This is a genomic window from Sphingobium aquiterrae (genome assembly GCF_037154135.1).
Lineage (GTDB): Bacteria > Pseudomonadota > Alphaproteobacteria > Sphingomonadales > Sphingomonadaceae > Sphingobium > Sphingobium aquiterrae.
Genome location: NZ_JBANFL010000001.1, coordinates 330,134 through 351,210 on the forward strand (window position 1 = coordinate 330,134; position 21,077 = coordinate 351,210).

22 protein-coding genes are annotated in these 21,077 nt (G+C 66.6%); 14 read left to right on the top strand and 8 right to left on the bottom strand.

Features of this window, described 5'->3' with window-relative positions; all coding sequences use genetic code 11:
* Positions 1 to 36: 36 nt before the first annotated feature.
* Complete coding sequence (gene polA / locus WFP78_RS01445) at positions 37 to 2,817, top strand: DNA polymerase I (RefSeq protein WP_336957980.1); 2,781 nt, start codon at positions 37 to 39, stop codon at positions 2,815 to 2,817.
* Positions 2,818 to 2,904: 87 nt separating this feature from the next.
* Here polA and rfbA read toward each other — a convergent pair whose 3' ends face one another.
* A complete protein-coding gene (gene rfbA / locus WFP78_RS01450) occupies positions 2,905 to 3,789 on the bottom strand; it encodes a glucose-1-phosphate thymidylyltransferase RfbA (protein WP_336957981.1) in 885 nt (294 codons plus the stop codon).
* 147 nt (positions 3,790 to 3,936) lie between these two features.
* Positions 3,937 to 4,248 (bottom strand): alkylphosphonate utilization protein, encoded by a 312-nt coding sequence (locus WFP78_RS01455; protein ID WP_336958214.1) that lies wholly within the window; start codon positions 4,246 to 4,248, stop codon positions 3,937 to 3,939.
* A gap of 295 nt (positions 4,249 to 4,543) precedes the next feature.
* Here WFP78_RS01455 and WFP78_RS01460 point away from each other — a divergent pair, with 295 nt between their 5' ends.
* Positions 4,544 to 5,809, top strand: coding sequence for a glutamate-5-semialdehyde dehydrogenase (locus tag WFP78_RS01460; RefSeq protein ID WP_336957982.1), 1,266 nt, complete (start codon positions 4,544 to 4,546; stop codon positions 5,807 to 5,809).
* A gap of 166 nt (positions 5,810 to 5,975) precedes the next feature.
* Here WFP78_RS01460 and WFP78_RS01465 read toward each other — a convergent pair whose 3' ends face one another.
* Positions 5,976 to 7,100: a calcium:cation antiporter gene (locus tag WFP78_RS01465; protein WP_336957983.1), complete on the bottom strand. Its 1,125-nt coding sequence runs from the start codon at positions 7,098 to 7,100 to the stop codon at positions 5,976 to 5,978.
* Positions 7,101 to 7,219: 119 nt separating this feature from the next.
* Between WFP78_RS01465 and WFP78_RS01470 the strand changes: the two genes are divergently transcribed.
* Positions 7,220 to 8,263 carry an aldo/keto reductase gene (locus tag WFP78_RS01470; RefSeq protein WP_336957984.1) on the top strand — a complete coding sequence of 348 codons (1,044 nt, stop codon included), beginning with the start codon at positions 7,220 to 7,222 and terminating at the stop codon, positions 8,261 to 8,263.
* 76 nt (positions 8,264 to 8,339) lie between these two features.
* Here WFP78_RS01470 and WFP78_RS01475 read toward each other — a convergent pair whose 3' ends face one another.
* Positions 8,340 to 9,575, bottom strand: a complete 1,236-nt coding sequence (locus WFP78_RS01475; protein ID WP_336957985.1) for an acyltransferase family protein — start codon at positions 9,573 to 9,575, stop codon at positions 8,340 to 8,342.
* A gap of 90 nt (positions 9,576 to 9,665) precedes the next feature.
* On the opposite strand from WFP78_RS01475, the gene WFP78_RS01480 reads away from it, so the two are divergent.
* From WFP78_RS01480 to WFP78_RS01525, 10 genes are all read left to right on the top strand, one after another.
* Positions 9,666 to 10,310: a nicotinate-nucleotide adenylyltransferase gene (locus WFP78_RS01480; protein ID WP_336957986.1), complete on the top strand. Its 645-nt coding sequence runs from the start codon at positions 9,666 to 9,668 to the stop codon at positions 10,308 to 10,310.
* The gene (gene rsfS / locus WFP78_RS01485; protein WP_336957987.1) at positions 10,307 to 10,705 is read left to right on the top strand and encodes a ribosome silencing factor; all 399 of its coding nucleotides are present in this window, start codon (positions 10,307 to 10,309) and stop codon (positions 10,703 to 10,705) included. The genes WFP78_RS01480 and rsfS overlap by 4 nt, the downstream gene beginning before the upstream one ends.
* Positions 10,706 to 10,832: 127 nt before the next feature.
* Positions 10,833 to 11,255 carry a 23S rRNA (pseudouridine(1915)-N(3))-methyltransferase RlmH gene (locus tag WFP78_RS01490; protein ID WP_336957988.1) on the top strand — a complete coding sequence of 141 codons (423 nt, stop codon included), beginning with the start codon at positions 10,833 to 10,835 and terminating at the stop codon, positions 11,253 to 11,255.
* A gap of 5 nt (positions 11,256 to 11,260) precedes the next feature.
* Positions 11,261 to 12,535, top strand: a complete 1,275-nt coding sequence (locus tag WFP78_RS01495; protein WP_336957989.1) for a murein hydrolase activator EnvC family protein — start codon at positions 11,261 to 11,263, stop codon at positions 12,533 to 12,535.
* A 125-nt stretch (positions 12,536 to 12,660) separates the two neighbouring features.
* On the top strand, positions 12,661 to 14,016 hold the full coding sequence (locus WFP78_RS01500; protein WP_336957990.1) for a S41 family peptidase: 1,356 nt from the start codon (positions 12,661 to 12,663) through the stop codon (positions 14,014 to 14,016).
* Between the two features lie 87 nt (positions 14,017 to 14,103).
* Positions 14,104 to 14,598, top strand: coding sequence for a disulfide bond formation protein B (locus WFP78_RS01505; RefSeq protein WP_336957991.1), 495 nt, complete (start codon positions 14,104 to 14,106; stop codon positions 14,596 to 14,598).
* The gene (locus WFP78_RS01510; protein WP_336957992.1) at positions 14,595 to 15,143 is read left to right on the top strand and encodes a demethoxyubiquinone hydroxylase family protein; all 549 of its coding nucleotides are present in this window, start codon (positions 14,595 to 14,597) and stop codon (positions 15,141 to 15,143) included. The genes WFP78_RS01505 and WFP78_RS01510 overlap by 4 nt, the downstream gene beginning before the upstream one ends.
* Positions 15,144 to 15,200: 57 nt before the next feature.
* The gene (locus WFP78_RS01515) at positions 15,201 to 15,803 is read left to right on the top strand and encodes a hypothetical protein (protein ID WP_419722890.1); all 603 of its coding nucleotides are present in this window, start codon (positions 15,201 to 15,203) and stop codon (positions 15,801 to 15,803) included.
* Positions 15,804 to 15,936: 133 nt separating this feature from the next.
* On the top strand, positions 15,937 to 16,362 hold the full coding sequence (locus WFP78_RS01520; protein ID WP_419722883.1) for a hypothetical protein: 426 nt from the start codon (positions 15,937 to 15,939) through the stop codon (positions 16,360 to 16,362).
* Positions 16,363 to 16,587: 225 nt separating this feature from the next.
* Positions 16,588 to 16,896, top strand: a complete 309-nt coding sequence (locus tag WFP78_RS01525) for a hypothetical protein (protein ID WP_419722884.1) — start codon at positions 16,588 to 16,590, stop codon at positions 16,894 to 16,896.
* Positions 16,897 to 16,949: 53 nt separating this feature from the next.
* On the opposite strand, the gene WFP78_RS01530 is transcribed toward WFP78_RS01525, so the two are convergent.
* Entirely contained in the window at positions 16,950 to 17,360 is a 411-nt protein-coding gene (locus WFP78_RS01530; RefSeq protein WP_336957996.1) for a DUF1489 family protein, read from the bottom strand.
* Between the two features lie 56 nt (positions 17,361 to 17,416).
* On the bottom strand, positions 17,417 to 18,841 hold the full coding sequence (gene mgtE, locus WFP78_RS01535) for a magnesium transporter (protein ID WP_336957997.1): 1,425 nt from the start codon (positions 18,839 to 18,841) through the stop codon (positions 17,417 to 17,419).
* A 157-nt stretch (positions 18,842 to 18,998) separates the two neighbouring features.
* Between mgtE and WFP78_RS01540 the strand changes: the two genes are divergently transcribed.
* Positions 18,999 to 19,448: a peptidylprolyl isomerase gene (locus WFP78_RS01540; RefSeq protein ID WP_336957998.1), complete on the top strand. Its 450-nt coding sequence runs from the start codon at positions 18,999 to 19,001 to the stop codon at positions 19,446 to 19,448.
* 95 nt (positions 19,449 to 19,543) lie between these two features.
* On the opposite strand, the gene WFP78_RS01545 is transcribed toward WFP78_RS01540, so the two are convergent.
* Together WFP78_RS01545 and WFP78_RS01550 are read right to left on the bottom strand one after the other, a co-directional pair.
* The gene (locus WFP78_RS01545) at positions 19,544 to 20,191 is read right to left on the bottom strand and encodes a hypothetical protein (protein ID WP_336957999.1); all 648 of its coding nucleotides are present in this window, start codon (positions 20,189 to 20,191) and stop codon (positions 19,544 to 19,546) included.
* Positions 20,192 to 20,208: 17 nt separating this feature from the next.
* A complete protein-coding gene (locus tag WFP78_RS01550) occupies positions 20,209 to 20,898 on the bottom strand; it encodes a peptidase (protein WP_336958000.1) in 690 nt (229 codons plus the stop codon).
* Between the last annotated feature and the right edge of the window lie 179 nt (positions 20,899 to 21,077).

The following is a 21,077-nucleotide window of genomic DNA, read 5'->3' on the forward strand; positions in this document are numbered from 1 at the left end:
TATCGGTAGGCCGCCTGCACGCTATCCCCCTTCGCCATGACCCAGAATCATCTCTATCTTGTCGATGGCAGCGGCTATATCTTCCGCGCCTATCACCAGCTTCCGCCGCTCACGAACATGCATGGCCAGCCCGTCGGCGCGGTCTATGGCTATACGACCATGCTCTGGAAGCTGGCCGAAGAGCTGGGCAAGGCGGAGGGGCCGACGCACCTGGCCGTGGTGCTGGACAAGGGCAGCCACACCTTCCGCAACGACATGTACGACAAGTACAAGGCGAACCGCCCGCCCGCGCCCGAAGGCTTGGTGCCGCAATTCCCGATGATCCGCGATGCGACCCGCGCCTTCTCCTTACCCTGTATCGAGGAAGCGGGGTTCGAGGCGGACGATATCATCGCGACCTATACGAAGGCGGCGGTGGCGGCGGGCTGGCATGTCACCATCGTCAGTTCCGACAAGGACCTGATGCAGCTCATCCAGCCCGGCGTCGACATGTACGACACGATGAAGAATGAGCGGCGCGGCGCCGATTATGTGATGGGCAAGTTCGGCGTGAAGCCGGAGCAGCTGGGCGACGTGCTGGCGCTGATGGGCGACAGCGTGGACAATGTGCCGGGCGTGCCGGGCATCGGCCCCAAGACCGCGTCGAAGCTCATCACCGAATATGGCGATCTGGAATCGGTGCTGGCCGCCGCGCCGACGATGAAGAAATCGAAGATGCAGGAAAACCTGCTGGAACATCAGGAGATGGCTCGCCTGTCCCGCCGGCTCGTCGCGTTGCACGATGCGATGGACCTGCCCGAGCCGCTGGACGAGCTGACGCTCAAGGGCATCCCCAAGGCGCCGTTGCAGGCGTTTCTTGAACATCATGGCTTCAAGACATTGCTGAACCGTCTGGGCGCCCCTGCCGCCGCGGTCGCGGTGGCCGCCGCCTCGGCCGCGACGCCCGATGCACCGCCGGAGAGGCGGGTGGAGGAGATGCCGCCCATCGACCGCTCGACCTATGAGACGGTGGTGGACGAAGCGGCGCTGGATCGCTGGATCGCCGCTGCCTATGCGGAAGGGATCGTTGCGGTCGATACCGAGACGGACATGCTCGATTGCGTCTCCTGCGCGCTGGTGGGCGTCAGCCTTGCGACCGCGCCGGGCGCGGCCTGCTACATCCCGGTCGGCCATGGCGGACGCGACATGTTCGCCGAAAAGCCGCCGCAGCTGCCGCTCGACCTGGTGCTGGCGAAGCTCAAGCCGCTGCTGGAGGACGACAGCGTCCTCAAGATCGGGCAGAACATCAAATATGATCTGACGGTGCTCAAGCGCCACGGCATCGTCGTCGCGCCGTTCGACGACACCATCGTCATGAGCTTCGACCTGTTCGCGGGGCAGAGCCTTGCCGGCCACGGCATGGACGAGGCGGCGAAGGTCCATCTCAATCACATCTGCATCGCGTTCAAGGATGTGGTCGGGACCGGCAAGAGCCAGCTCAGCTTTGCCGAGGTGCCGCTGGACAAGGCCACCGAATATGCCGCCGAGGATGCGGACGTGACCCTGCGCCTGTGGAAGCTGTTCAAGCCGCGCCTGGCGGAAGAGGGGGCGACGCGGGTCTATGAGCTGGTCGACCGGCCGCTGGTCTCCGTGATCGCGGGCATGGAACATGCCGGGGTCAAGGTGGACCGCGAGCATCTTGCCCGCCTCTCCGCCGAATTCACCGCCGGCATCGCGGCGCTGGAGGGCGAAATCCACGCGCTGGCGGGGCAGCCCTTCGCCATCGGTTCCACCCAGCAGCTGGGCGCCATCCTGTTCGACAAAATGGGCCTGAAGGGCGGCAAGAAGGGCAAGTCCGGCGCCTATTCCACCGACGTCACCGTGCTGGAACAGTTGAAGGCGCAGGGGGTGGGGATTGCCGGCAAGGTGCTCGACTGGCGGCAGCTGGCGAAGCTCAAGTCCACCTATACCGATGCGCTGCAGCAGCAGATCAACAAGGATAGCGGCCGCGTCCACACCAGCTACAGCCTGTCGGGCGCGCAGACCGGGCGCCTCTCTTCCACCGACCCCAATCTGCAGAACATCCCGATCCGCACCGAGATCGGCCGGCAGATCCGCCATGCCTTCGTCGCCGAGCCCGGCAATGTCATCCTTGCCGCCGACTACAGCCAGATCGAACTGCGGCTTGCTGCCCACATGGCCGATGTCCCGGCGCTGAAGCAGGCCTTCGCCAATGGCGAGGACATCCACGCGCGCACGGCGATGGAATTGTTCGGGGAGGTCAATCGCGACACGCGCGGGCGGGCGAAGACGATCAACTTCGCCATCCTCTACGGCATCAGCCGCTGGGGGCTGGCCGGGCGGCTGGAGATCAGCGCGGACGAGGCGCAGGACATGATCGCCAAATATTATGAGCGCTTCCCCGGCATCAGCATCTACATCAGCGAGACGCTGGAGAAGGCGCGCGCGTGCGGCCACACCGAAACCCTCTTCGGGCGGAAGACATGGTTCCCGCGCATCAAGGCGTCGGTGCAGCATGAACGCCAGGGCGCCGAGCGCGCGGCGATCAACGCCCCGATCCAGGGCACCAGCGCCGACATCATCAAGCGGGCGATGGCGCGCATGGGCCCGGCGCTAGTCGAAGCTGGCCTGCCCGATGTCCGGATGCTGCTGCAGGTGCATGACGAACTGGTGTTCGAACTGCCCGAGGGCGACGTGGCGGCGGCCAGCGAAGTCATCCGCCGGGTGATGGCGGGCGCGGCCGAACCGTTGGTGAAGTTGAGCGTGCCGTTGGGCGTGGAAATCGGCACCGGACCAAGCTGGGGCGCAGCGCACTGAACGCCAACAGGGCGCCCGATGGTTCGGGCGCCCTGTCGATCGTTTGAACCCGGATATGGGCGGACGGGGTAGCCCGTCAGTCGCGCCTCAACCGAAGGCGGCGCGGCCTTCCAGCAGGCCCATCAGATAATCGCCATAGCCGCTCTTGCGCAGCGGCGCGGCGATCTTTTCCAGATGGGCTGCGTCGATGAAACCCTGCCGCCAGGCGATTTCTTCCGGGCAGCAGATCTTGAGGCCCTGCCGTTCCTCGGTCACGCGCACATACAGGCCCGCGTCGAGCAGCGAGGCGTGGGTGCCGGTATCGAGCCAGGCATAGCCGCGCCCCATGATCTCCACCGACAGCGTGCCCGCTTCCAGATAGAGGCGGTTGAGGTCGGTGATCTCCAGCTCGCCGCGCGGCGAGGGGGCGAGGTCGCGGGCAAGCCGCACCGCTTCGCCATCGTAGAAATAGAGGCCGGTGACGGCATAGTTGGACTTGGGCACGTCCGGCTTTTCCTCGATCGTCTCCGCCTTGCCGTCCGCATCGAAGGAGACGACGCCATAGGCGCGCGCGTCGTTGACATAATAGCCGAAGACGGTGGCGCCGGCGTCCCGCTGGTTCGCGGCGGCGAGCAGCTCGGACAGGCCGTGGCCGTAGAAGATATTGTCGCCCAGCACGAGCGCGGAGGGATTGTCGCCCACGAAATCCGCGCCGATATGATAGGCCTGCGCCAGCCCGCCCGGATCGGGCTGCACCGCATATTGGATCTCGATGCCCAGGTCGCTGCCGTCGCCCAGCAGCGCCTTGAACGCGGCCTGGTCATGCGGCGTCGTAATGATGAGGACTTCGCGGATGCCCGCCAGCATTAGCGTGGAGAGCGGGTAATAGATCATCGGCTTGTCATAGACAGGCATCAGCTGTTTCGAGACAGCCCTGGTCAACGGGTAAAGCCGCGTGCCCGATCCACCAGCCAGAATAATCCCTTTGCGCATGATTGCTCCCTGATACATCGCGCCCGGCCTGGACGCTCCGAATGCGGCGTCAAGCTATGCCCGCTGGCCATGCATTGTGCAACGCACCATCGCCGTTCGATCCATAATGGGGCAAAATCGGCAATGGCTGGCGGAACGCCGCCGCGCTCAGCGCTTTTTCACGAACTCCGCACGCAGCACCAGGCCCTTGATACCATCATAACGGCAATCGATTTCCTGCGGATCGCCGGTCAGCCGGATCGACTTGATGAGCGTGCCGCGCCGCAAGGTCTGGCCGGCACCCTTGACCGTCAGATCCTTGATGAGCGTCACCTGGTCGCCATCGGCCAGCAGGTTGCCGACCGCGTCGCGCACTTCCACGGCGTCGCCCTGCGCGGAGACATCCTGCTTTGCCGCTGCGTCGGCAGCGCTGATCCACTCGCCGCTCTCTTCGTCATAGACATAATCTTCGTCGGCCATGATGCCTCTTCCTTCCCGAGGCCTATCCCCCAAGGTGCAGCGCGCCCGGCGCGGGGAGGATGGGCATGAATACGCCATCACGATCACCGACGAGCCGAGCGGGAAGCCCGGCCGCGGCACGGTCATGGCACGCGAAGAAGGCCCGTAGGCGCTGCGCGGCGGCTTGTACATATCCAGCGGCGCAATCAATGGCTGCAAGGCCGTCCCCGCATCGGCCATGACCATGCGTTTGATCGGCCCGTTTCGCGGCATGGCATTTCATGCTAGGGGCCGCTGCAAGGAACAAGGTGCCGCAATGAATGACATGACCCAGACCCCCGAGATGCTGATTGCCGCCATGGGCGCACGGGCGCGGGCGGCGGCTGCCATTCTGGCGCAGGCGAGCGATGCGCAGAAGGCGCAGGCATTGCGCAACGCCGCGCAGGCGCTGCGCGATCATGCGACGGACATCGCCGCCGCCAATGCGCGCGACATGGAAAATGCCGCCGCCAACGGCCTGTCGCCCGCCATGCTGGACCGGCTGCGGCTGGATGGCGACCGGATCGCCGCGACGGCGGCCGGCGTGGATCAGGTGGCGGGGCTCGACAATCCGCTGGGCCGCGTGATCGAGGCGGTGGAGCGGCCCAACGGCCTGCAGCTGAGCCGCGTGCGCGTGCCGCTGGGCGTGATCGGCATCATCTATGAAAGCCGCCCCAATGTGACGGCGGATGCGGCGGCGCTGTGCCTGCGCGCGGGCAATGCCGTCATCCTGCGCGGTGGCAGCGAGGCGAAGGAAAGCAATCGTGCCATCCAGTCCGCGATGGTCGAGGGCATCGTCGCGGCCGGGCTGCCCGCCGACGTCGTCCAGCTCGTGCCGACGACGGATCGTGCGGCGGTGGGCGCGCTGCTCAAGGCGGCGGGCCTCATCGACCTCATCGTGCCGCGCGGGGGCAAGAGCCTGGTCGCGCGCGTGCAGGAAGAGGCGCGGGTGCCCGTGCTCGCCCATCTGGACGGCATCAACCACAGCTATATCCACGCCGCTGCCGACCCCGCCATGGCGAAGTCGCTGGTGGTGAACGCCAAGATGCGCCGCACCGGCATTTGCGGCGCGACCGAGACGGTGCTGATCGATCGCGGCTTTCCCAGGGCGGATAGCGTCATCAGGGCGCTGCTCGACGCGAAATGCGCGGTGCGCGGCGATGCCGATGTCGCGGCGCTCGACAGCCGCGTGACGCCGGCGACCGAAGAGGATTGGGATACCGAATATCTCGACGCCATCGTGTCCGCGCGCTTCGTGGACGGCATCGACGATGCGCTGGCCCATATCGCCGCCCATGGCAGCCACCATACCGATGCGATCATCACCGAGGATGCCGCCGCTGCCGAGCAGTTCCTGAACGCGGTCGACAGTGCCATCGTGATGTGGAACGCCTCCACCCAGTTCGCCGATGGCGGCGAATTCGGCCTGGGCGCGGAGATCGGCATTTCGACCGGGCGGCTGCATGCCCGCGGGCCGGTGGCGCTGGAAGGGCTCACCACCTATAAGTGGCTGGTGCGCGGCAAGGGCCAGATCAGGCCCTGACAATTGCCGTTATTCGGCTGATGCCGGGCTGCAAGGCGCGCCTATCTGCGCTTTGATGCTCACGGACTGGACATATGTTGCGCGCCGGTTCCTGGCCATCGCCATTTGCCTGTGGCCGTCTGTGACTCCGGCTCGGTCGGAACTGAATCCATATCGGCCTTGATCATCAAGGGCTGAACACCAGCACCAGGAAGACGAAGAACAGCGACAGGTGGACCGCGCCTTCCAGCATCGTCGTGCGCGCGCCGGAAAAGGTGAGGGTGTTGAGGATCAGCGTCACCGACAGCAGCACCATATTGGCGGAAGACAGGCCCAGCACCACGGGCTGCCCCGCCAGCAGGCCGATCAGCAGCACGGCGGGAACGGTAAGCCCCAGCGTGGAGGTCGCCGCGCCAAGGCACAGGTTGATCGCCCGGGTCAGCTGGTTCGCGGCAACCGCGCGCAGGGCGGAGATTCCCTCCGGCGTGAAGACGATCATGGCGATCACGATGCCGCCCATCGCGCTCGGCGCGCCGAGCGCGGCGATGCCGAGGTCCAGCAGCCTGGCCAGGCTTTTCGACAGGATCACGATGGGCAGGATATTGGCGAGCAGCAGCATGAAATGCCGGCCTGTGGTGCCGCTTGCCGCATCGGCATGGGGCAGGGGGCTGGCATCGGCCTCCACGACGACGGCGCCATCGCGCGCGCCATGGTCCACCGCCTGGAAGAAGCCGCTGTGCCGCCCGGTCTGCAACCACAGGAACAGCCCGTAGAGCGCCACCGTGAACAGCGAGAAGGCGCCGGCCTGAAAGGGTGACAATGTGCCGCCCCGGGTCGACGTGGTGAAATTGGGCAGCACCAGCGCGATCACGGTCAGCGGGATGATGACGGCCAGATAGGCGCTCGCCCCCTGCAGGTTGAAGCGCTGCTGATGGTGCCGCACCCCGCCGATCAGCAGGCCCAGCCCGACCACGCCGTTCAGCACGATCATCAGCACCGCGAACATCGTGTCGCGGCCCAGCGTCGGCACGGCGGACCCGCCCAGCATCACCGCGGCGATCAGCGCGACCTCGATGATGACGATGGCAAGGGTGAGGACCAGCGTGCCATAGGGCTCGCCCAGCCGCTCGGCCAGTTCCTCCGCCTCATGCACCACGCCGAAGGCGCTCCACAGGATGACCCCCAGCAGCCAGGCGAACAGCGCCGCGCCCATGGCGGGAGACGCGGCGCCCGCCAGCATGGATTTGCCAAACAGCAGGAACAGGGCGACGGTCGCCCAGGACAGGGCGAGGCGGGGAATGGGTGAGGACATGGCCTAAGCCCTTAACCTGTGAAGCGAAATTTGTCTCCCCCGGGGGCTGGCGCGGGCGTCCTTGCGTTCCCATCTCCCGCATGGCCGCCCCCGGCCGTCCCTCAGCATCGGAGCATTTCATGCGCTACAACCTGCTTGGCCGCACCGGCTTGGTCGTTTCGGAACTTTGTCTTGGCACCATGACCTTCGGCGGCACCGAGGGGACGATGTGGGGCAAGATCGGTCAGCTGGATGTCGATGCCGCCAAGGGGCTGCTCAAGGATGCGCTGGACGCCGGCATCAACTTTGTCGACACCGCCAATGTCTATGGCTTCGGCGCGTCGGAGGCGATCCTTGGCCAGGCGATCAAGGCGCTGGGCGTGTCGCGCAACGACCTGGTGATCGCGACCAAGGTGATGGGCACGATGGGCGAAGGGCCCAATGCCAAGGGCACGTCGCGCTATCACATCATGGACCAGATCAAGGCCAGCCTGACGCGGCTGGGCACCGACCATGTCGATCTCTACCAGATCCATGGCTGGGACCCGCTGACCCCGATCGAGGAAACGCTGGGCGCGCTCGACGATCTCGTGCGGCAGGGGCATGTCCGCTATATCGGCGTATCCAACTGGGCCGCGTGGCAGATCACCAAGGCGCTGGGCATTTCCGCCGCGAAGGGGCTGGCGCGTTTTGAAAGCCTGCAGGCCTATTACACCGTTGCCGGGCGCGATCTGGAGCGCGAACTGGTGCCGATGATGCGCTCCGAGGGCCTGGGCCTGATGGTCTGGAGCCCGCTGGCCGGTGGGCTTTTGTCGGGCAAATATACGCGTGAAGGCGAAGGCGAGGGCCGTCGCGCCAGTTTCGATTCCCCGCCCGTCGACCGTGATCGCGCCTTCGACCTGATCGACGCGATGCGGCCGATGGCGGAGGCGCGCGGCGTGTCCGTGGCCCAGATCGCGCTCGCATGGCTGCTGCACCAGCGCCATGTCACCAGCGTCATCATCGGCGCGAAACGGCCCGATCAGCTGGCCGACAATATCGCGGCGACCAGCGTGGACCTGTCTGCCGAGGATCTGGCGGTGCTGGATGGCCTGAGCGCGCTGCCGTCGGAATATCCCGGCTGGATGATCGAACGGCAGGGCGGATATCGCGTGGGGATCGTTTCGGAACCGCGCGCGCTATAAGCTCCAACCGGATGGAAACGCCGTTCGGCAAGGCCGGTCCGATGATCTGGCTATCGCGGTGGATGCCGCTTTGGACTCATCCCGGTTCCGATTGAACCGGGATGAGTCCGGCATTTCTTTGTTTTCCATGATGTTCAAGTTGCCGGATGAGTCCATCCGGCGCGAAATCGCTCTGGAAGCGCGCGGCGCTTGGGCCGTCGTTCCTGTGGGACGGTTGCCGGTGGCTCTCGCCCGCCAGCAATCGGGCCCGCAGGCGTGCGCGCATCGGCAGGTCGTAATGGCGATGCAGGGTGCGCGCGGCGCCCCATGCCAGCAGGATCACGGCGATGGTGCCGGCGACGCCCAGGCGATGATCGTCGATCCCGAACAGATGCTCCGCCATCCATGCGACAAGGAAGATCGCCGGCATCTGCAGGATATAGATGCCGTAGGAAGCCGTGCCGAGTTCGTCGAAGGCCGCGCTCCAGCGTTTGTCCGGTGCCGAAGCCGCGGCGACAAGGAGCAGCAGCGGGAAGGCGACGATGGTGAGCGCAAGGTCGATGACGCCATCCAGCGGGCCTTTGGTGGGGATCGCGAACATCGCGACCGGCGCCGCCAGAATCAGCAGCGGGGGCAGGACAATGCGGCGATCCGTCGTCTGCCATATCCGTGCCAGCGCGACGCCCCCGAAAAAGCCGAACAGCGTTCGCCCGGCGCCGGCCCAGATCGAACCCCAGTTATAACCCGCCTCAAGGCTGCCAAAGGCGATCACCGCCGCGATATTCGCTGCCACGCCGGCAAGGATGAGCATGGCCAGCACGCGATTGCCGAGCCGGCGCGCGAGCAGGGCGAACAGGAGATTGGCCGCAAGCTCGAAGAACAGCGACCAGCTTGGATGATTGATCGGGAACAGCGTCCCCGGCCCGACGGAAACGGCGGGCGGCACGGGCACCAGCAGCAATGCCGCCCCCGCCGTCGCCAGGATGCGCATGGGCGAATAATGCGGATCGGGCACCAGCAGATGGGTGAGAAGCGCGGTGATGCCGAACAGGATGGACGCCATGTAGAGCGGGTAGAGGCGGATGGCCCGCATCAGCATGAAACGCCCTGCGGACAGGCCATCGGCCAGCCGCGCGCCATAGGCGAGCGCCAGCACAAAGCCGCTCAACATGAAGAACAGGTCCACCGCCAGATAGGATCGCGGCAGCAACCGCGCCAGCGTCTGGTCATGCGCGTGGAGCCCGATGACGGCAATGGCGGCGATGCCGCGCAGCGCGTCCAGCGTGTGAAAGCTGCGCCTTTCGCCGTTCGTCCCCATCATCGTCGCTGTCATCGTTCTTGCCATCGTCCCTGGCATGCCGCGCCCTCGCTTTCTCGATGTCGTGGATTGCTCCATGGCACGGATACTGCCAAGACCCGGTAAATGAAGCGCATCGGTCTGCTCGGCGGCTCGTTCAACCCGGCCCATGGCGGGCATCGCCGCATTTCCCTGTTCATGCGCGATGCGCTGGGGCTGGACGAGGTCTGGTGGCTGGTGTCGCCGGGCAATCCGTTGAAGCCCGCCAAGGGCATGGCGCCGTTGCCCGCGCGGCTGGCGAGCGCGCAGGCGATGGCCCGCCGTGCGCCGATCCGCGCGACGGCGATCGAGGCGGAACTGCGCACGCGCTACACGTTCGAGACCTTGCAGGCGATCGGCCGCCGCTACCCCAATCACCGCTTCATGTGGATCATGGGGGCGGATAATCTGGCGCAGTTCGACCGCTGGCAGAATTGGCGCGGCATCGCCCGCACGATGCCCATTGCCGTCGTCGCCCGTCCGGGCTATGATAGCGTGGCCCAGGGTTCACCGGCCATGGGATGGCTGCGGCACTACGTCCGGCCCGCGCGCCAGTGCAGACAATGGACGGACTGGAGACCGCCGGCGCTCGTGCTTTTGCGCTTCCGCCCTGATCCACGATCGGCAACCCTGCTTCGGCAGGCGGAACCCCTCTGGCATCGCGAATATGAAAAAGCGTGCGTGCGCGATCCGTTGACGCGTCACCTCATCACCTCAAAGGAGCCCGATTGACCAACCCGCAACCCGCCAACGATACGGCACCCAGGACCCCTGGCGCCGAATCCGTGGCAGCCCTGCACGCCCTTGTCATGCAGTCGCTTGACGACGACCAGGCGCAGGAAACCGTCTCCATCCCGCTCGAAGGCAAGAGCAGCATCGCCGACCATATGGTGATCGCATCGGGGCGTTCGTCCCGACAGGTCGCCTCCATGGCGCAGAAACTCGCCGAACGGATCAAGCAGCAGACCGGGCGCATCGCCCGTGTCGAAGGCTTGCCGGTCGCCGACTGGGTGCTGATCGACGCCGGCGACGTGATCGTCCATCTGTTCCGGCCGGAAGTGCGCAGCTTCTACAATCTGGAACGGATGTGGGGGTTCGTCGACGCGCCTGTCGCGGGCACGGCCTGACGGTACAGTGATTCGCCGCGCCTGAGGGCGCTGCCCGTTTCGGGCGGCCCGATGGCGCGGCCAGATGCGGCGCGGCGCTTGCCGTGCCGGGAGCGACGGGGATCGGCCCCGGCGATGGGGCTGCTCGATGCTTCTGCACATCATTGCGCGCGGCAAGATCGGCCGGTCTCCCGAAGCGGAGCTGGTCGACCGTTATCTGAAGCGCCTGGCCATGCCGCACAAGGTGACGGAACTGCCCGACCGGGGCGGCCGCGCGCCCGCTGCGCCCGCCGGTGCCGTCACCGTGATGCTGGACGAAAAGGGCCAGCAGCTTTCCTCCATGGATTTCGCCCGCCGGATCGAGGGCTGGCGCGACCGGGGCGTGCGCGAATGCCGCTTCCTGATCGGCGCGGCGGACGGCTTCGGCGACGAGGAGCGCGCTGGCGCCGACCTGCTGATGGCCTTCGGCACGATGACCTGGCCGCATATGATGGCCCGCGCGATGCTGGCCGAACAGCTGTGGCGCGCCACCAGCATCCTTGCCAACCACCCCTATCATCGTGAAGGATGATCCCGATGATGGGGGGAGCGAATTGGGCGCGGCGTGGCGCGCTGCTGGCGGCAACGCCGGTGCTGCTGTGCGCGGCGATCGCTACGGCATTGGCGACCACCGCGACGATCAGGAGCACGATCGATAATGCCGTCGTGCTGCCGGGCATGGGGCCGACCAGCCTGGCGGAGGAACGCGCGGCGCTGAAGACGGCGCGGCTGCAGGCCGATGCCGCCCGCGCCCGGTCCGCCCAACTCGACGCGCAGGCGAAACAGGCGACGCAGGAGGCCGAGCGCGCCCGCCGCCACGCCGCCGCCCTTGCCGCCCGCATTCAGGAATCGGAGGCGGATATCCAAGCGGCGCAGGCCCGCATCGCCATCATCGCCCGGCTCCAGCGGGTGCAGGCGGCGCGGCTGGCGCAGCGGCAGCAGCCGATCGCCCGCCTCACCGGCGCGCTGCAGACCTTTGCCCGCCGCCCGCCGGCGTTGGCGCTGGTGCAGCCCGGATCGATCGCCGACGCCGTGCATATGCGCGCGGTGTTCGAAACGGTGCTGCCGGTCATTCGCGAACGGACAGCCGGCCTGCGGGCGGAACTGGCCCGCAGCAGGGCGCTGCGGATGGATGCGGAGCGCGCCGCCGCCTCGCTCGCCACCGGCCGGCGCGCGCTGGCCGAGCGGCAGGCGGCGCTGCGCCGGGCCGAAACCGAGCAGCGGCTGGCGTCGACCAATTTTCGCGAGGATGCAGGGCTGGAGGGCGACCGCGCCATCGCGCTGGGGGAGCGTGCGCGCGACATTGTCGACCTGATGGACAAGCTGGACGATGCGGGGGCGGTGCGTCAGCGGCTTGAGGCTTTGCCGGGGCCGCTGCTGCGCCCGACGCGGCCGGGCGATGTGCAGGCTTTGCCGGCGGAGCAGGGTCTGGCCGCAAACAACGGCCCGCCGGCCTATCGCCTGCCCGTCGTGGGAACATTGGTGACGGGCATGGGCGAAACATCGGAAAGCGGTGTGCGGGCGCGCGGCCTGACCCTTGCGACCCAGCCGGGCGCGCTGGTGGTGGCCCCGACGGCGGGCCGAGTCGCCTTTGCTGGCCATTATCGCGGGTTCGGGCAGATCGTCATCATCGACCATGGCGGCGGCTGGACCAGCCTGATCACCAGCCTGCAGCGCCTTTCCGTGGGCGTCGGCGCGCAGGTGCGGCAGGGCGATCCGCTGGGCAATGCCGGCCCCAAGACGCCGACCATCACCGTCGAACTGCGTCGCAATGGTCGCCCGGTGGACATTATTCCGTTGATCAGCCTTTGAGCCGCGACGAGCCGTTAACCGGGCGCTCATCCGCCCTGTGGCAGGTTTCAGGTTCGGCGCTTTGCGTGGCGCGGCGATTGCGCCTATATTCCGGTTACATGCCCAAGCAGGACTCACGAACACCGATGACATCGACCCTTTTGAGAAGCGCCATCGCCCTGGGCGCCCTCGCGCTGATCCCCGCCACGACCGCCGCGCTCGCGGAGGCGGAAGGGAGCAGTTACAAGGCGCTCGACGAGTTCATGGACGTGTTCCAGCGCGTGCGCGCCGACTATGTCGAGAAGGTCGATGACGAAACGCTGATCAAGGGCGCGATCCAGGGCATGCTCTCCAGCCTCGATCCGCACAGCAGTTTCCTCGACGCGCGCGATTTCGCGACGCTGCGGACCCAGACGGAGGGCAGCTATGGCGGCCTTGGCCTGTCGGTGACGCAGGAGGACGGCGCGGTGAAGGTGATCGCGCCCATGGAGGATACTCCGGCCTGGCGCGCGGGCATCAAGGCTGGCGATTATATCACCCATATCAATGGCGAGCTGATCTATGGCGGCACGCTGGACGATGCCGTCGACCGGATGAAGGGCGCGCCGGGGACGGCGGTGAAGCTCACCGTCGTCCGGCCCGGCCGCGACAAGCCCATCGAATTGTCCGTGACCCGCGAAATCATCGAGCTGAAGCCGGTGAAATGGGAAGTGAAGGACAATGTCGGCGTCATCAACATCGTCAGCTTCTCGGCCAATACCGGCGCCGACGTGAAGATGGCGATCCGCAGCATCGACAAGTCGCTGGGCCACAAGCCGACCGGCTATATCCTCGACCTGCGCTCCAACCCCGGCGGCCTGCTGGACGAGGCGGTCTCGACCTCCGACGTGTTCCTGGAGCGCGGCGAGATCGTGTCGCAGCGTGGCCGCAACAAGGGCGATGTCGAGCGCTATTATGCCAAGCCGGGCGATGATGCGAAGGGCCTGCCGGTCGTCGTGCTGGTGGATAGCGGCTCCGCTTCCGCGTCGGAGATCGTCGCGGGCGCGCTGCAGGACCAGCATCGCGCGCTGGTGATGGGCGAGCGCAGCTTCGGCAAGGGCAGCGTGCAGACCTTGCTGCCGCTCAGCAACACCACGGCGCTGCGGCTGACGACGGCGCGCTATTATACGCCATCGGGCCGCTCGGTGCAGGAAGGCGGCATCCAGCCCGACATCCGCGTGCCCCAGATCTCCGACCCCGATTACAAGAACCGGCCCAAGTTCCGCGAGAGCGACCTGCGCCGCCACCTGATCAACGAGATCAAGGTGGATAATGGCGCGCTGGAGGAAGATACCAAGGACGATCCGCGCTTCGCGATGTCCGCCGACGACCTGAAGAAAAAGGGTATCGACGACTTCCAGCTCTATTATGCGCTGCAGACCATCGGTCGTGTCGCGTCCAGGCCCGGTGCGGTCGTCGCCCAGGCCGTGCCCGCCAGGCCGAAGCGGACGGCGGCGCGCTGACCGGGCGGCGTCCTTTCCGAAACCGGCCCCAAATCGACCCCAAACCGGCGCGGCATCCTTCGCGCCCGCACAGGACAACAGACACCTATGACCGCCGCCAAGGCCCTTTCCAACGCCCGCCTGGTGGCGATCATGACGCCGGTGCTGCTGCTGGGCGGGGCGCTCGTCTCCCAATATGGGTTCGGCCTGTATCCGTGCGAAATGTGCATGTGGCAGCGCTGGCCGCATCTGGTGGCGATCTTTTTCGCGCTCGATGCCATCGCCCTGCGCGGCCGCCCGCCGATCAGCGCGCTGATGGTGGTGCTCGCTGCGCTGGCGATCGCGACCAGCGGGGCGATCGGCGCCTTCCACGCCGGGGTGGAATATGGCTGGTGGGAGGGGCTTACCACCTGTTCCAGCAGCCCCTCGGGCGGCAGCGCGCAGGACGTGCTCAATACTATCCTCGCCGCGCCGCTGACCCGTTGCGATGTCGCGGCATGGACCCTGTTCGGCATCTCGCTGGCGGGCTATAATGCGCTCTTCTCGCTGGGCGCCGCGCTTTTGAGCGTCCTGCTTCTCGCACGCTGGAGGAACGCGGCATGAGCGCATCGCAGGATTTTCCCCGGCCGACCGCACGCAGGCGCGACACCGCTTCGATGCTGCGCGTCGATCAGGCGGGGGAATATGGCGCGACCCGCATCTATGGCGGCCAGCTGGCGGTGATGGGCGATCGCCATCCGCACAGCCGCATCATCGCCGGCATGGCGGCGCAGGAAGAGCGGCACCGCGCGCATTTCGACCGCATGCTTGCCGAGCGCGGCGTGCGGCCGACATTGCTGCAACCCTTCTGGAAGGTCGCCGGCTTTGCGCTGGGCGCCGTCACCGCCGCCATGGGCCCGGAAGCGGCGATGGCCTGCACCGCCGCCATCGAGACGGAGATCGACCTGCACTATGCCGAGCAGCTTACCGCATTGGGCGAAAGCGACCCGGAACTGTCGGAGGCCATTGCGGATTTTCAGGCGGAGGAGGTCGAGCATCGCGACGCGGCCTTTGCCCATGGCGCGCGCGATGCCCCGGTCTATCCCCTATTGTCCGGGGCGATCAGATTGGGTTGTCGTGCCGCCATCGCGCTGTCGAAGCGAATCTGAAAATGGCTCGGGGCTTCCTGTCGAAGCGCCTGACCGGGAGACGATGATATGACCAAGCTGATGACCGCCCTGGCAATCGCCTTTGCCGCTGTTTCCGGGGCTGCGGTTCCTGGAGCCGCCCTGGCCCAGACCGGACCTGCGGTGCCGCCGCCGGCGCCGTCCCCTGTTCAGACGGTGGTGGCGGGATCGGAGAAGGTGAACCTTGTCATCGTCTATGGCGACGATCCCTGCCCGAAGAGCGATTCCGGCGACATCGTGGTATGCGGGCGCAAGGAAGAGAAGGAGCGCTACCGCATTCCCGAGCCCCTGCGCGGCGATCCCAACGCGCCGGCCAACCAGGCCTGGGGGCAGCAGTTCAAGGCGCTGGAATATGTCGGCCGTTCGGGCACGGACAGCTGCTCGCCGGTGGGCGGTGGCGGCTTTACCGGTTGCTTCCAGCAGCTGGCGCAGCGGGCCAAGGCGGAAAAGCAGCAGAATGACAATGCCAGCTGGGGCGATCTGGTTGCGGCCGAGCGCGCCCGCCGCCTGTCCACGATCGATGCCGAATCCGACAAGATCGAGGCCGCCGCCAAGGCCGAGGAAGCCGCGGAGGCGGCCGCGAAGGCTGGCGTCGCTGGCGGCACCGCTACTGGCACCGGTACTGGCAAAGAGGTGAAATAGGGGGCTGCGCCCGATCGCGGATACGGTTTCGGGGGCATTGTAGCGTCTTCATGTCGGGTGCCGACATGCGCGCGACACAGATGGGGCGAAAGGGGATGGCATACCGCCAGTGCCCTGACGGAAGGATGTTTGAATGACCCGTTGCCGACCCCCGCTTGCCCCTGCTCCCCTGCCGTTCCTTGCCGGCGGCCTGTTGCTGGCGCTGGCCATGGCCGCGACCCCGCCCGCTCATGCTGAGGAGCCGCCCCAGCGCATCTTTGCCGCAGTGGTCTATGGCGACGATCCCTGCCCCAAGGGCAAGGAGGACGAAGTCGTCGTGTGCGCGCGCAAACCGGAATCCGAACGCTATCGCATCCCCAAGACGCTGCGCGAAAAGCCCGAACCGATGGGCGGACCGGGCTGGGCCAGCCAGGTCGCGAACATGGAGGCTGCCGGGCGTCAATTGCTGCCGGGCAGCTGTTCGCCGGTTGGCAGCAACGGCTTTACCGGCTGCACCAGCGCGATGCTGAAACAATGGTTTGCCGAGCGCCGGATGGAGGAATCCAAGGGCGTGCCCTGACGGGAGTGCGGCCCCGGGGCTGCTGTAAGGTTGCGGGGCTTCCCTTCGGCCCGGTGCCTGTGATCGGATGCCGTGGGACCGGCTTTTGCCCTGGCCGGTGATTTTTTGTTGATCCGCCGGGAAAGTCGTGGAATCCTGCCATTGTCGGGCAGGTGGGAGTAGATGATGGCGACCTTGTTTCCGCTCGGGTCAGGTGGGGCCGGGGACGGACAATTTGCAAAGCGGATGAGTGCCCATCTTGCTTATGCGCTCGTCGTCTTCGCGATCCTGCAGATTGTCGTCGTGGCCATGACCGGCGGATCGCTGCTGCTGCACCTCGGGATCATCATTGCCATTGCCGGCTTCGCGCTGGCCGCGCGTCAGCTGGAGCATCGCTGGCAGGCGCTGGAACGGGGCGCTGCCCCGGCATCGGCCCAGGCATCGACCCTCGCGGCGCGCTTTCGTGGCGATGTGCTGCAGCTGTGGGCCGCAAGCCTGCTGTCGCCCCTGTGCTGGATTCCCGTCGCGATCGTCTGGCGCGTCATCGCGCCTTGAGCTTTATGCTCGGAAGGCTCGGCGCGCGCGCCCCACAGGCGCGCTGAAAGGGCTCAGACCAGCCCGAGGCGCGACAGCTCGCTCAACAATGCCGTCGGTATCTCTTCCCCGGTTGCCGATCCATCGAGGTCGGGTGGGGCGTCCTTGTCCTCCAGATAGCGCCAGCCCTGATGGGCGCGGCGCGGCCGGGCGGCAACGGGGATCAGCCGGGGTTCGAGGCGAATCCAATATTTGCCTTCCGGCGTCGGCGCGAAGCCCAATATGGGGCTGCGGCCGACCAGCATATGCGCATGAATCCAGTAGAGCGATCCGCCGGCCAGTTCCGCGTCCCGCTTGGGCAGGTAGCGGGTCGTCAGCCGCGCCTCGCCCCGCCCGCCCTGCGCCACATCGTGCGATTCGAGCCAGGCGCGCAGGGTGGCGGGGCTTTCGCTTCCGAAAGCGATCTTCGTCAGGTGCAAGGGCATGACAGCCAGATGGCGCGCCCTGCCGGTTCAATCAAGAGCGGTCTACAGGCTTCGGTCTACAGGCCCCAGAGCGTCGCGAGGCCCAGGAAGGAGAAGAAGCCCATCACATCCGTCATGGTGGTGACGAACACGGCAGAAGACACCGCCGGGTCGACATTCAGCCTTTCCAGCGTCACGGGCACGAGGATGCCCGCCAGCCCGGCGACCAGATTGTTGATGAGCATGGCCAGCGCGATCACGATGCCCAGGTCGTGATTGCCATAGATCAGTCCCACCGCAATGCCGATCAAGATGCCCAGCGCCGTGCCATTGGCGCTGGCGATGCGGAATTCGCGCGTGATCTGGCGGATGGTGTTCGAACTGGTGAGCTGATTGGTCGCGAGCGCGCGCACCGCGACCGCCATCGTCTGCGTCCCCGCATTGCCGCCCATGCCCGATACGATCGGCATCAGCACGGCCAGCACGACATAGCGGGAGATCGTGCCCTGGAACAGGCCGACAACCGACGCCGCGAGCACGGCGGTGCCGAGGTTGACGATCAGCCAGGACAGGCGCGTGCGCACGGTTTCCAGGATCGGCTGGTTGATGTCGCCATCGCCCGCGCCCGACAGGCGCAGGATGTCCTCGCCCGCTTCCTCGGAAATGATGTGGACGATATCGTCCACCGTGATCATGCCGACCAGCCGGCCATTGGTGTCGACGACGGCGGCGGAGATCAGCGCATATTTCTGGAAGCGCAGCGCCACCTCTTCCTGATCCATGTCGACCGGGATCAGCGTCTGCTCGCGCTTCATCACATCGGCCATGGCGATGCTGCGCGGGCAGGTGAGTATCCAGCTGAGATGACAGGTGCCGATGGGCTTGTGCGCCTCGTCCACCACGAAGATTTCCCAGAAATCCCGGGTCAGGTCGCCATTGTCGCGCAGATAGTCGATGACCTGCCCCACGCTCATATGGGCGGGCACCGCGACCAGATCGCGCTGCATCAGGCGACCGGCGGATTCCTCAGGGTAGGAGAGCGCGCTTTCGATCGCGGCGCGGTCTTCCGGGTCGAGCGCGTCGAGCACCGCCTGCTGGTCGGCGGCCTCCATGTCCTCGATGATGGCGACGGCGTCGTCGGTATCCAGTTCGGAGGCGAAGGTCGCGACCTGCTCCGGCGCCAGCGCGTCGATGATGTCGTCGCGGACATAATCGTTGAGTTCGGAGAGCACTTCCGCGCCCACCAGATCGCCCAGCGCGGCGGCAACCTTGCCGCGCTTTTCCGACGGCGTCAGTTCCAGAAGGTCGGCGATGTCGGCGGGGTGGAGCGGCGAGACGAGCTTGCGCGCTTCCTCGTTATCGTCGTCTTCCACCGCGTCGAGCACGGCGGTGACGAATTCATGCTTCAGCCGGTCATCCTCGTCATGGCGCGACGAGGCATCGTCCTCAACCGTGTCGAGGCGCTTGATCTCTTCCTGCGGCGCAGCGCTGCTTTCGCTCATCGCTGCCCCTCCAACTGTCCGGTTCCTTTTGCATGACCCGTCCTTTCGCTCATGCACAATGGAAAAGCAATGGCATCGCTGGCCTGAGTGCCTATATGGGCGCTTTCACCCCCATATCCGTGCCTTTACGGCGCGCGACGAGAAAAGAGGATCATTCATGGCCGACGAAACGCTGACTTTGACGCTTGAGACCGGGGATGTGGTCATCAAGCTGCGTCCCGATCTGGCGCCCGGCCATGTCGAGCGCATCGCCACGCTCGCCAAGGACGGCTTTTATGACGGCGTGGTGTTCCACCGCGTCATTCCCGGCTTCATGGCGCAGGGCGGCGACCCGACGGGCACCGGCATGGGCGGCTCCAAGCTGCCCGACATCAAGGCGGAATTCAGCAGGGAGCCGCATGTGCGCGGCGTCTGCTCGATGGCGCGTTCGTCGAACCCGAACAGCGCCAACAGCCAGTTCTTCATCTGCTTCGACGACGCGACCTTCCTCGATGGCCAGTACACCGTCTGGGGCGAAGTGACCGAAGGCATGGAGCATGTCGACGCGCTGCCCAAGGGCGAGCCGCCGAAGGCGCCGGGCAAGATCGTCAAGGCGACCGTCGCCTGATTTCCGGCGCGGCCCGGACCGGGCGGCGCGGTAGTAAGATGAAAAAAAGGGGGCTTCCGCCTGTGCGGGAGCCCCCTTTTCATGCCGGGCGTGGATCAGGGCGCCGGGGACGCGGCGGACGAAGCGATCGCCGGCGGCACATAGGGGCCGATGCTTTCGATATGCCAGCGCCGCTGGGCTTCGGTCGAACCCGGCACATCGTTGACGCGACGCAGCGTCACGGTGCGCAGCGCATAAGCGGGCTGGCCCGTGGGCTTCACCCGGGCATAGGTCTGCACCGGCACGGTGACGAAGTTCGATCCCGCCGCACCCTCCGGCTCGCCCGGCGCGCCGATATTGGCGTGGATTTCGGAAAAGCCATTGAACCGGTGCGCGAAGGCGCGGGCATCTTCGCGGGCGGGCGCCAGGGTCTCGTTCCACAATTTCTGCGCGTCGGCGAAGCGTTGCTCCTCCAGCAGGCCATAATAGCCCTGGACGACCTGGGCGGCGCCCTGCGCGCTGTCCGGCGCGATGGCATCCTCTTCCAGCACCGGCGGCGAGACGGGCAGGCCGCCGGGCGTGCCCGGTGCGGGCGGGGCCAGCGGCGCCATGACATCCTGTGCCTGGGTGCGGACGGCTTCATCCACATCCACGATGTTGCCGCCATTGGCGACCTCATTGATCGTGGTGCGTTCCGCCCGGTTGCATCCGGACAGCAAGGCCAGCACCGACAGGCCGGCGATGTGCAGCGAAGGCAGGGCCATGCGCCTGGCGCCCAGCCTCAATTGCCGTGCCCCCTGCGCGTGCCGCGACCGCCATCGCCACGCGGACGATCCCCCTGGCCTTCCGAGCGGAGGTTGGGCGTGGGGCGATTGATCACGGCGCCGCGCGTGGCATCCCAGCCCTGGCGATTGGCGGAGGGGGCGGGTTGCTGGACGGCGCCCTGACCCTGCTGGCGCCACTGGCGCTGGCGGTTCGCCTCCCAATCCTGCCGGGACCGGATGGCGCCGGTTCCGGGTTGCCCATTTCCGGATTGGCCATTTCCGGATTGGTTGGCGCCAGCTTGCCCGTTCCAGCCGGGGCGGGGGCTATTGCGATCATGGTTGCCGTCGCCGGGGCGGCCGCGCCAGCCATTATTGCCGGGGACGCCGTCATTGGGGCGGCCATCCCGATCGCCGCGCCATTCGCGGTGGCGGCCTTGCCAATAGCTGCGCTGGCGATCGTTCCAGCGGTGGCGCGATCCGCCGCGGTCATAGACATAATAGCCGCTGCCGGGATAGTAGAAGCCGTCATACCAGCCGCCATAACCACCATAGCCATAGCCCCCCGGCCCATAATAATCCGGGCCATAATAGCTGCCATAGCCGACATCGACGCCGCCATAGCCATAGCCGTCGTCATAGGCGCAGCCACCAAGGCCAAGGGACAGAAGCAGGCCGCAGGCGGCTGCCGTAAAGGGAAGGCGGGGCATGGATGCTCTCCAGTGCGCAAGGACAATGGTGGAGAGAATAACCCCCGCCGGTTGAATTGGTTGTGAATGGATGGCGGCATCCCTTCACGACAGCGGCGGTTTATCGGGGGTTCAGGAAAGCGGAGCTCCTGTTCATCGGGGATGCAGAAACCGTTGCAAAAAGGCCGCTTTTTGGCGTG

Excerpts from the sequence above, each read along its gene's own strand:
- WFP78_RS01490 (WP_336957988.1), top strand. The coding sequence starts at position 10,833 with ATGCTTCTGCACATCATTGCGCGCGGCAAGATCGGCCGGTCTCCCGAA.
- WFP78_RS01525 (WP_419722884.1), top strand. The coding sequence starts at position 16,588 with ATGAGTGCCCATCTTGCTTATGCGCTCGTCGTCTTCGCGATCCTGCAG.
- WFP78_RS01505 (WP_336957991.1), top strand. The coding sequence starts at position 14,104 with ATGACCGCCGCCAAGGCCCTTTCCAACGCCCGCCTGGTGGCGATCATG.
- rfbA (WP_336957981.1), bottom strand. The coding sequence starts at position 3,789 with ATGCGCAAAGGGATTATTCTGGCTGGTGGATCGGGCACGCGGCTTTAC.
- mgtE (WP_336957997.1), bottom strand. The coding sequence starts at position 18,841 with ATGAGCGAAAGCAGCGCTGCGCCGCAGGAAGAGATCAAGCGCCTCGAC.
- WFP78_RS01480 (WP_336957986.1), top strand. The coding sequence starts at position 9,666 with ATGAAGCGCATCGGTCTGCTCGGCGGCTCGTTCAACCCGGCCCATGGC.
- WFP78_RS01495 (WP_336957989.1), top strand. The coding sequence starts at position 11,261 with ATGATGGGGGGAGCGAATTGGGCGCGGCGTGGCGCGCTGCTGGCGGCA.
- WFP78_RS01520 (WP_419722883.1), top strand. The coding sequence starts at position 15,937 with ATGACCCGTTGCCGACCCCCGCTTGCCCCTGCTCCCCTGCCGTTCCTT.
- WFP78_RS01530 (WP_336957996.1), bottom strand. The coding sequence starts at position 17,360 with ATGCCCTTGCACCTGACGAAGATCGCTTTCGGAAGCGAAAGCCCCGCC.
- WFP78_RS01550 (WP_336958000.1), bottom strand. The coding sequence starts at position 20,898 with ATGCCCCGCCTTCCCTTTACGGCAGCCGCCTGCGGCCTGCTTCTGTCC.
- WFP78_RS01455 (WP_336958214.1), bottom strand. The coding sequence starts at position 4,248 with ATGGCCGACGAAGATTATGTCTATGACGAAGAGAGCGGCGAGTGGATC.
- WFP78_RS01540 (WP_336957998.1), top strand. The coding sequence starts at position 18,999 with ATGGCCGACGAAACGCTGACTTTGACGCTTGAGACCGGGGATGTGGTC.
- WFP78_RS01510 (WP_336957992.1), top strand. The coding sequence starts at position 14,595 with ATGAGCGCATCGCAGGATTTTCCCCGGCCGACCGCACGCAGGCGCGAC.
- WFP78_RS01470 (WP_336957984.1), top strand. The coding sequence starts at position 7,220 with ATGCGCTACAACCTGCTTGGCCGCACCGGCTTGGTCGTTTCGGAACTT.
- WFP78_RS01500 (WP_336957990.1), top strand. The coding sequence starts at position 12,661 with ATGACATCGACCCTTTTGAGAAGCGCCATCGCCCTGGGCGCCCTCGCG.
- WFP78_RS01465 (WP_336957983.1), bottom strand. The coding sequence starts at position 7,100 with ATGTCCTCACCCATTCCCCGCCTCGCCCTGTCCTGGGCGACCGTCGCC.
- WFP78_RS01475 (WP_336957985.1), bottom strand. The coding sequence starts at position 9,575 with ATGACAGCGACGATGATGGGGACGAACGGCGAAAGGCGCAGCTTTCAC.
- WFP78_RS01460 (WP_336957982.1), top strand. The coding sequence starts at position 4,544 with ATGAATGACATGACCCAGACCCCCGAGATGCTGATTGCCGCCATGGGC.
- polA (WP_336957980.1), top strand. The coding sequence starts at position 37 with ATGACCCAGAATCATCTCTATCTTGTCGATGGCAGCGGCTATATCTTC.
- WFP78_RS01545 (WP_336957999.1), bottom strand. The coding sequence starts at position 20,191 with ATGGCCCTGCCTTCGCTGCACATCGCCGGCCTGTCGGTGCTGGCCTTG.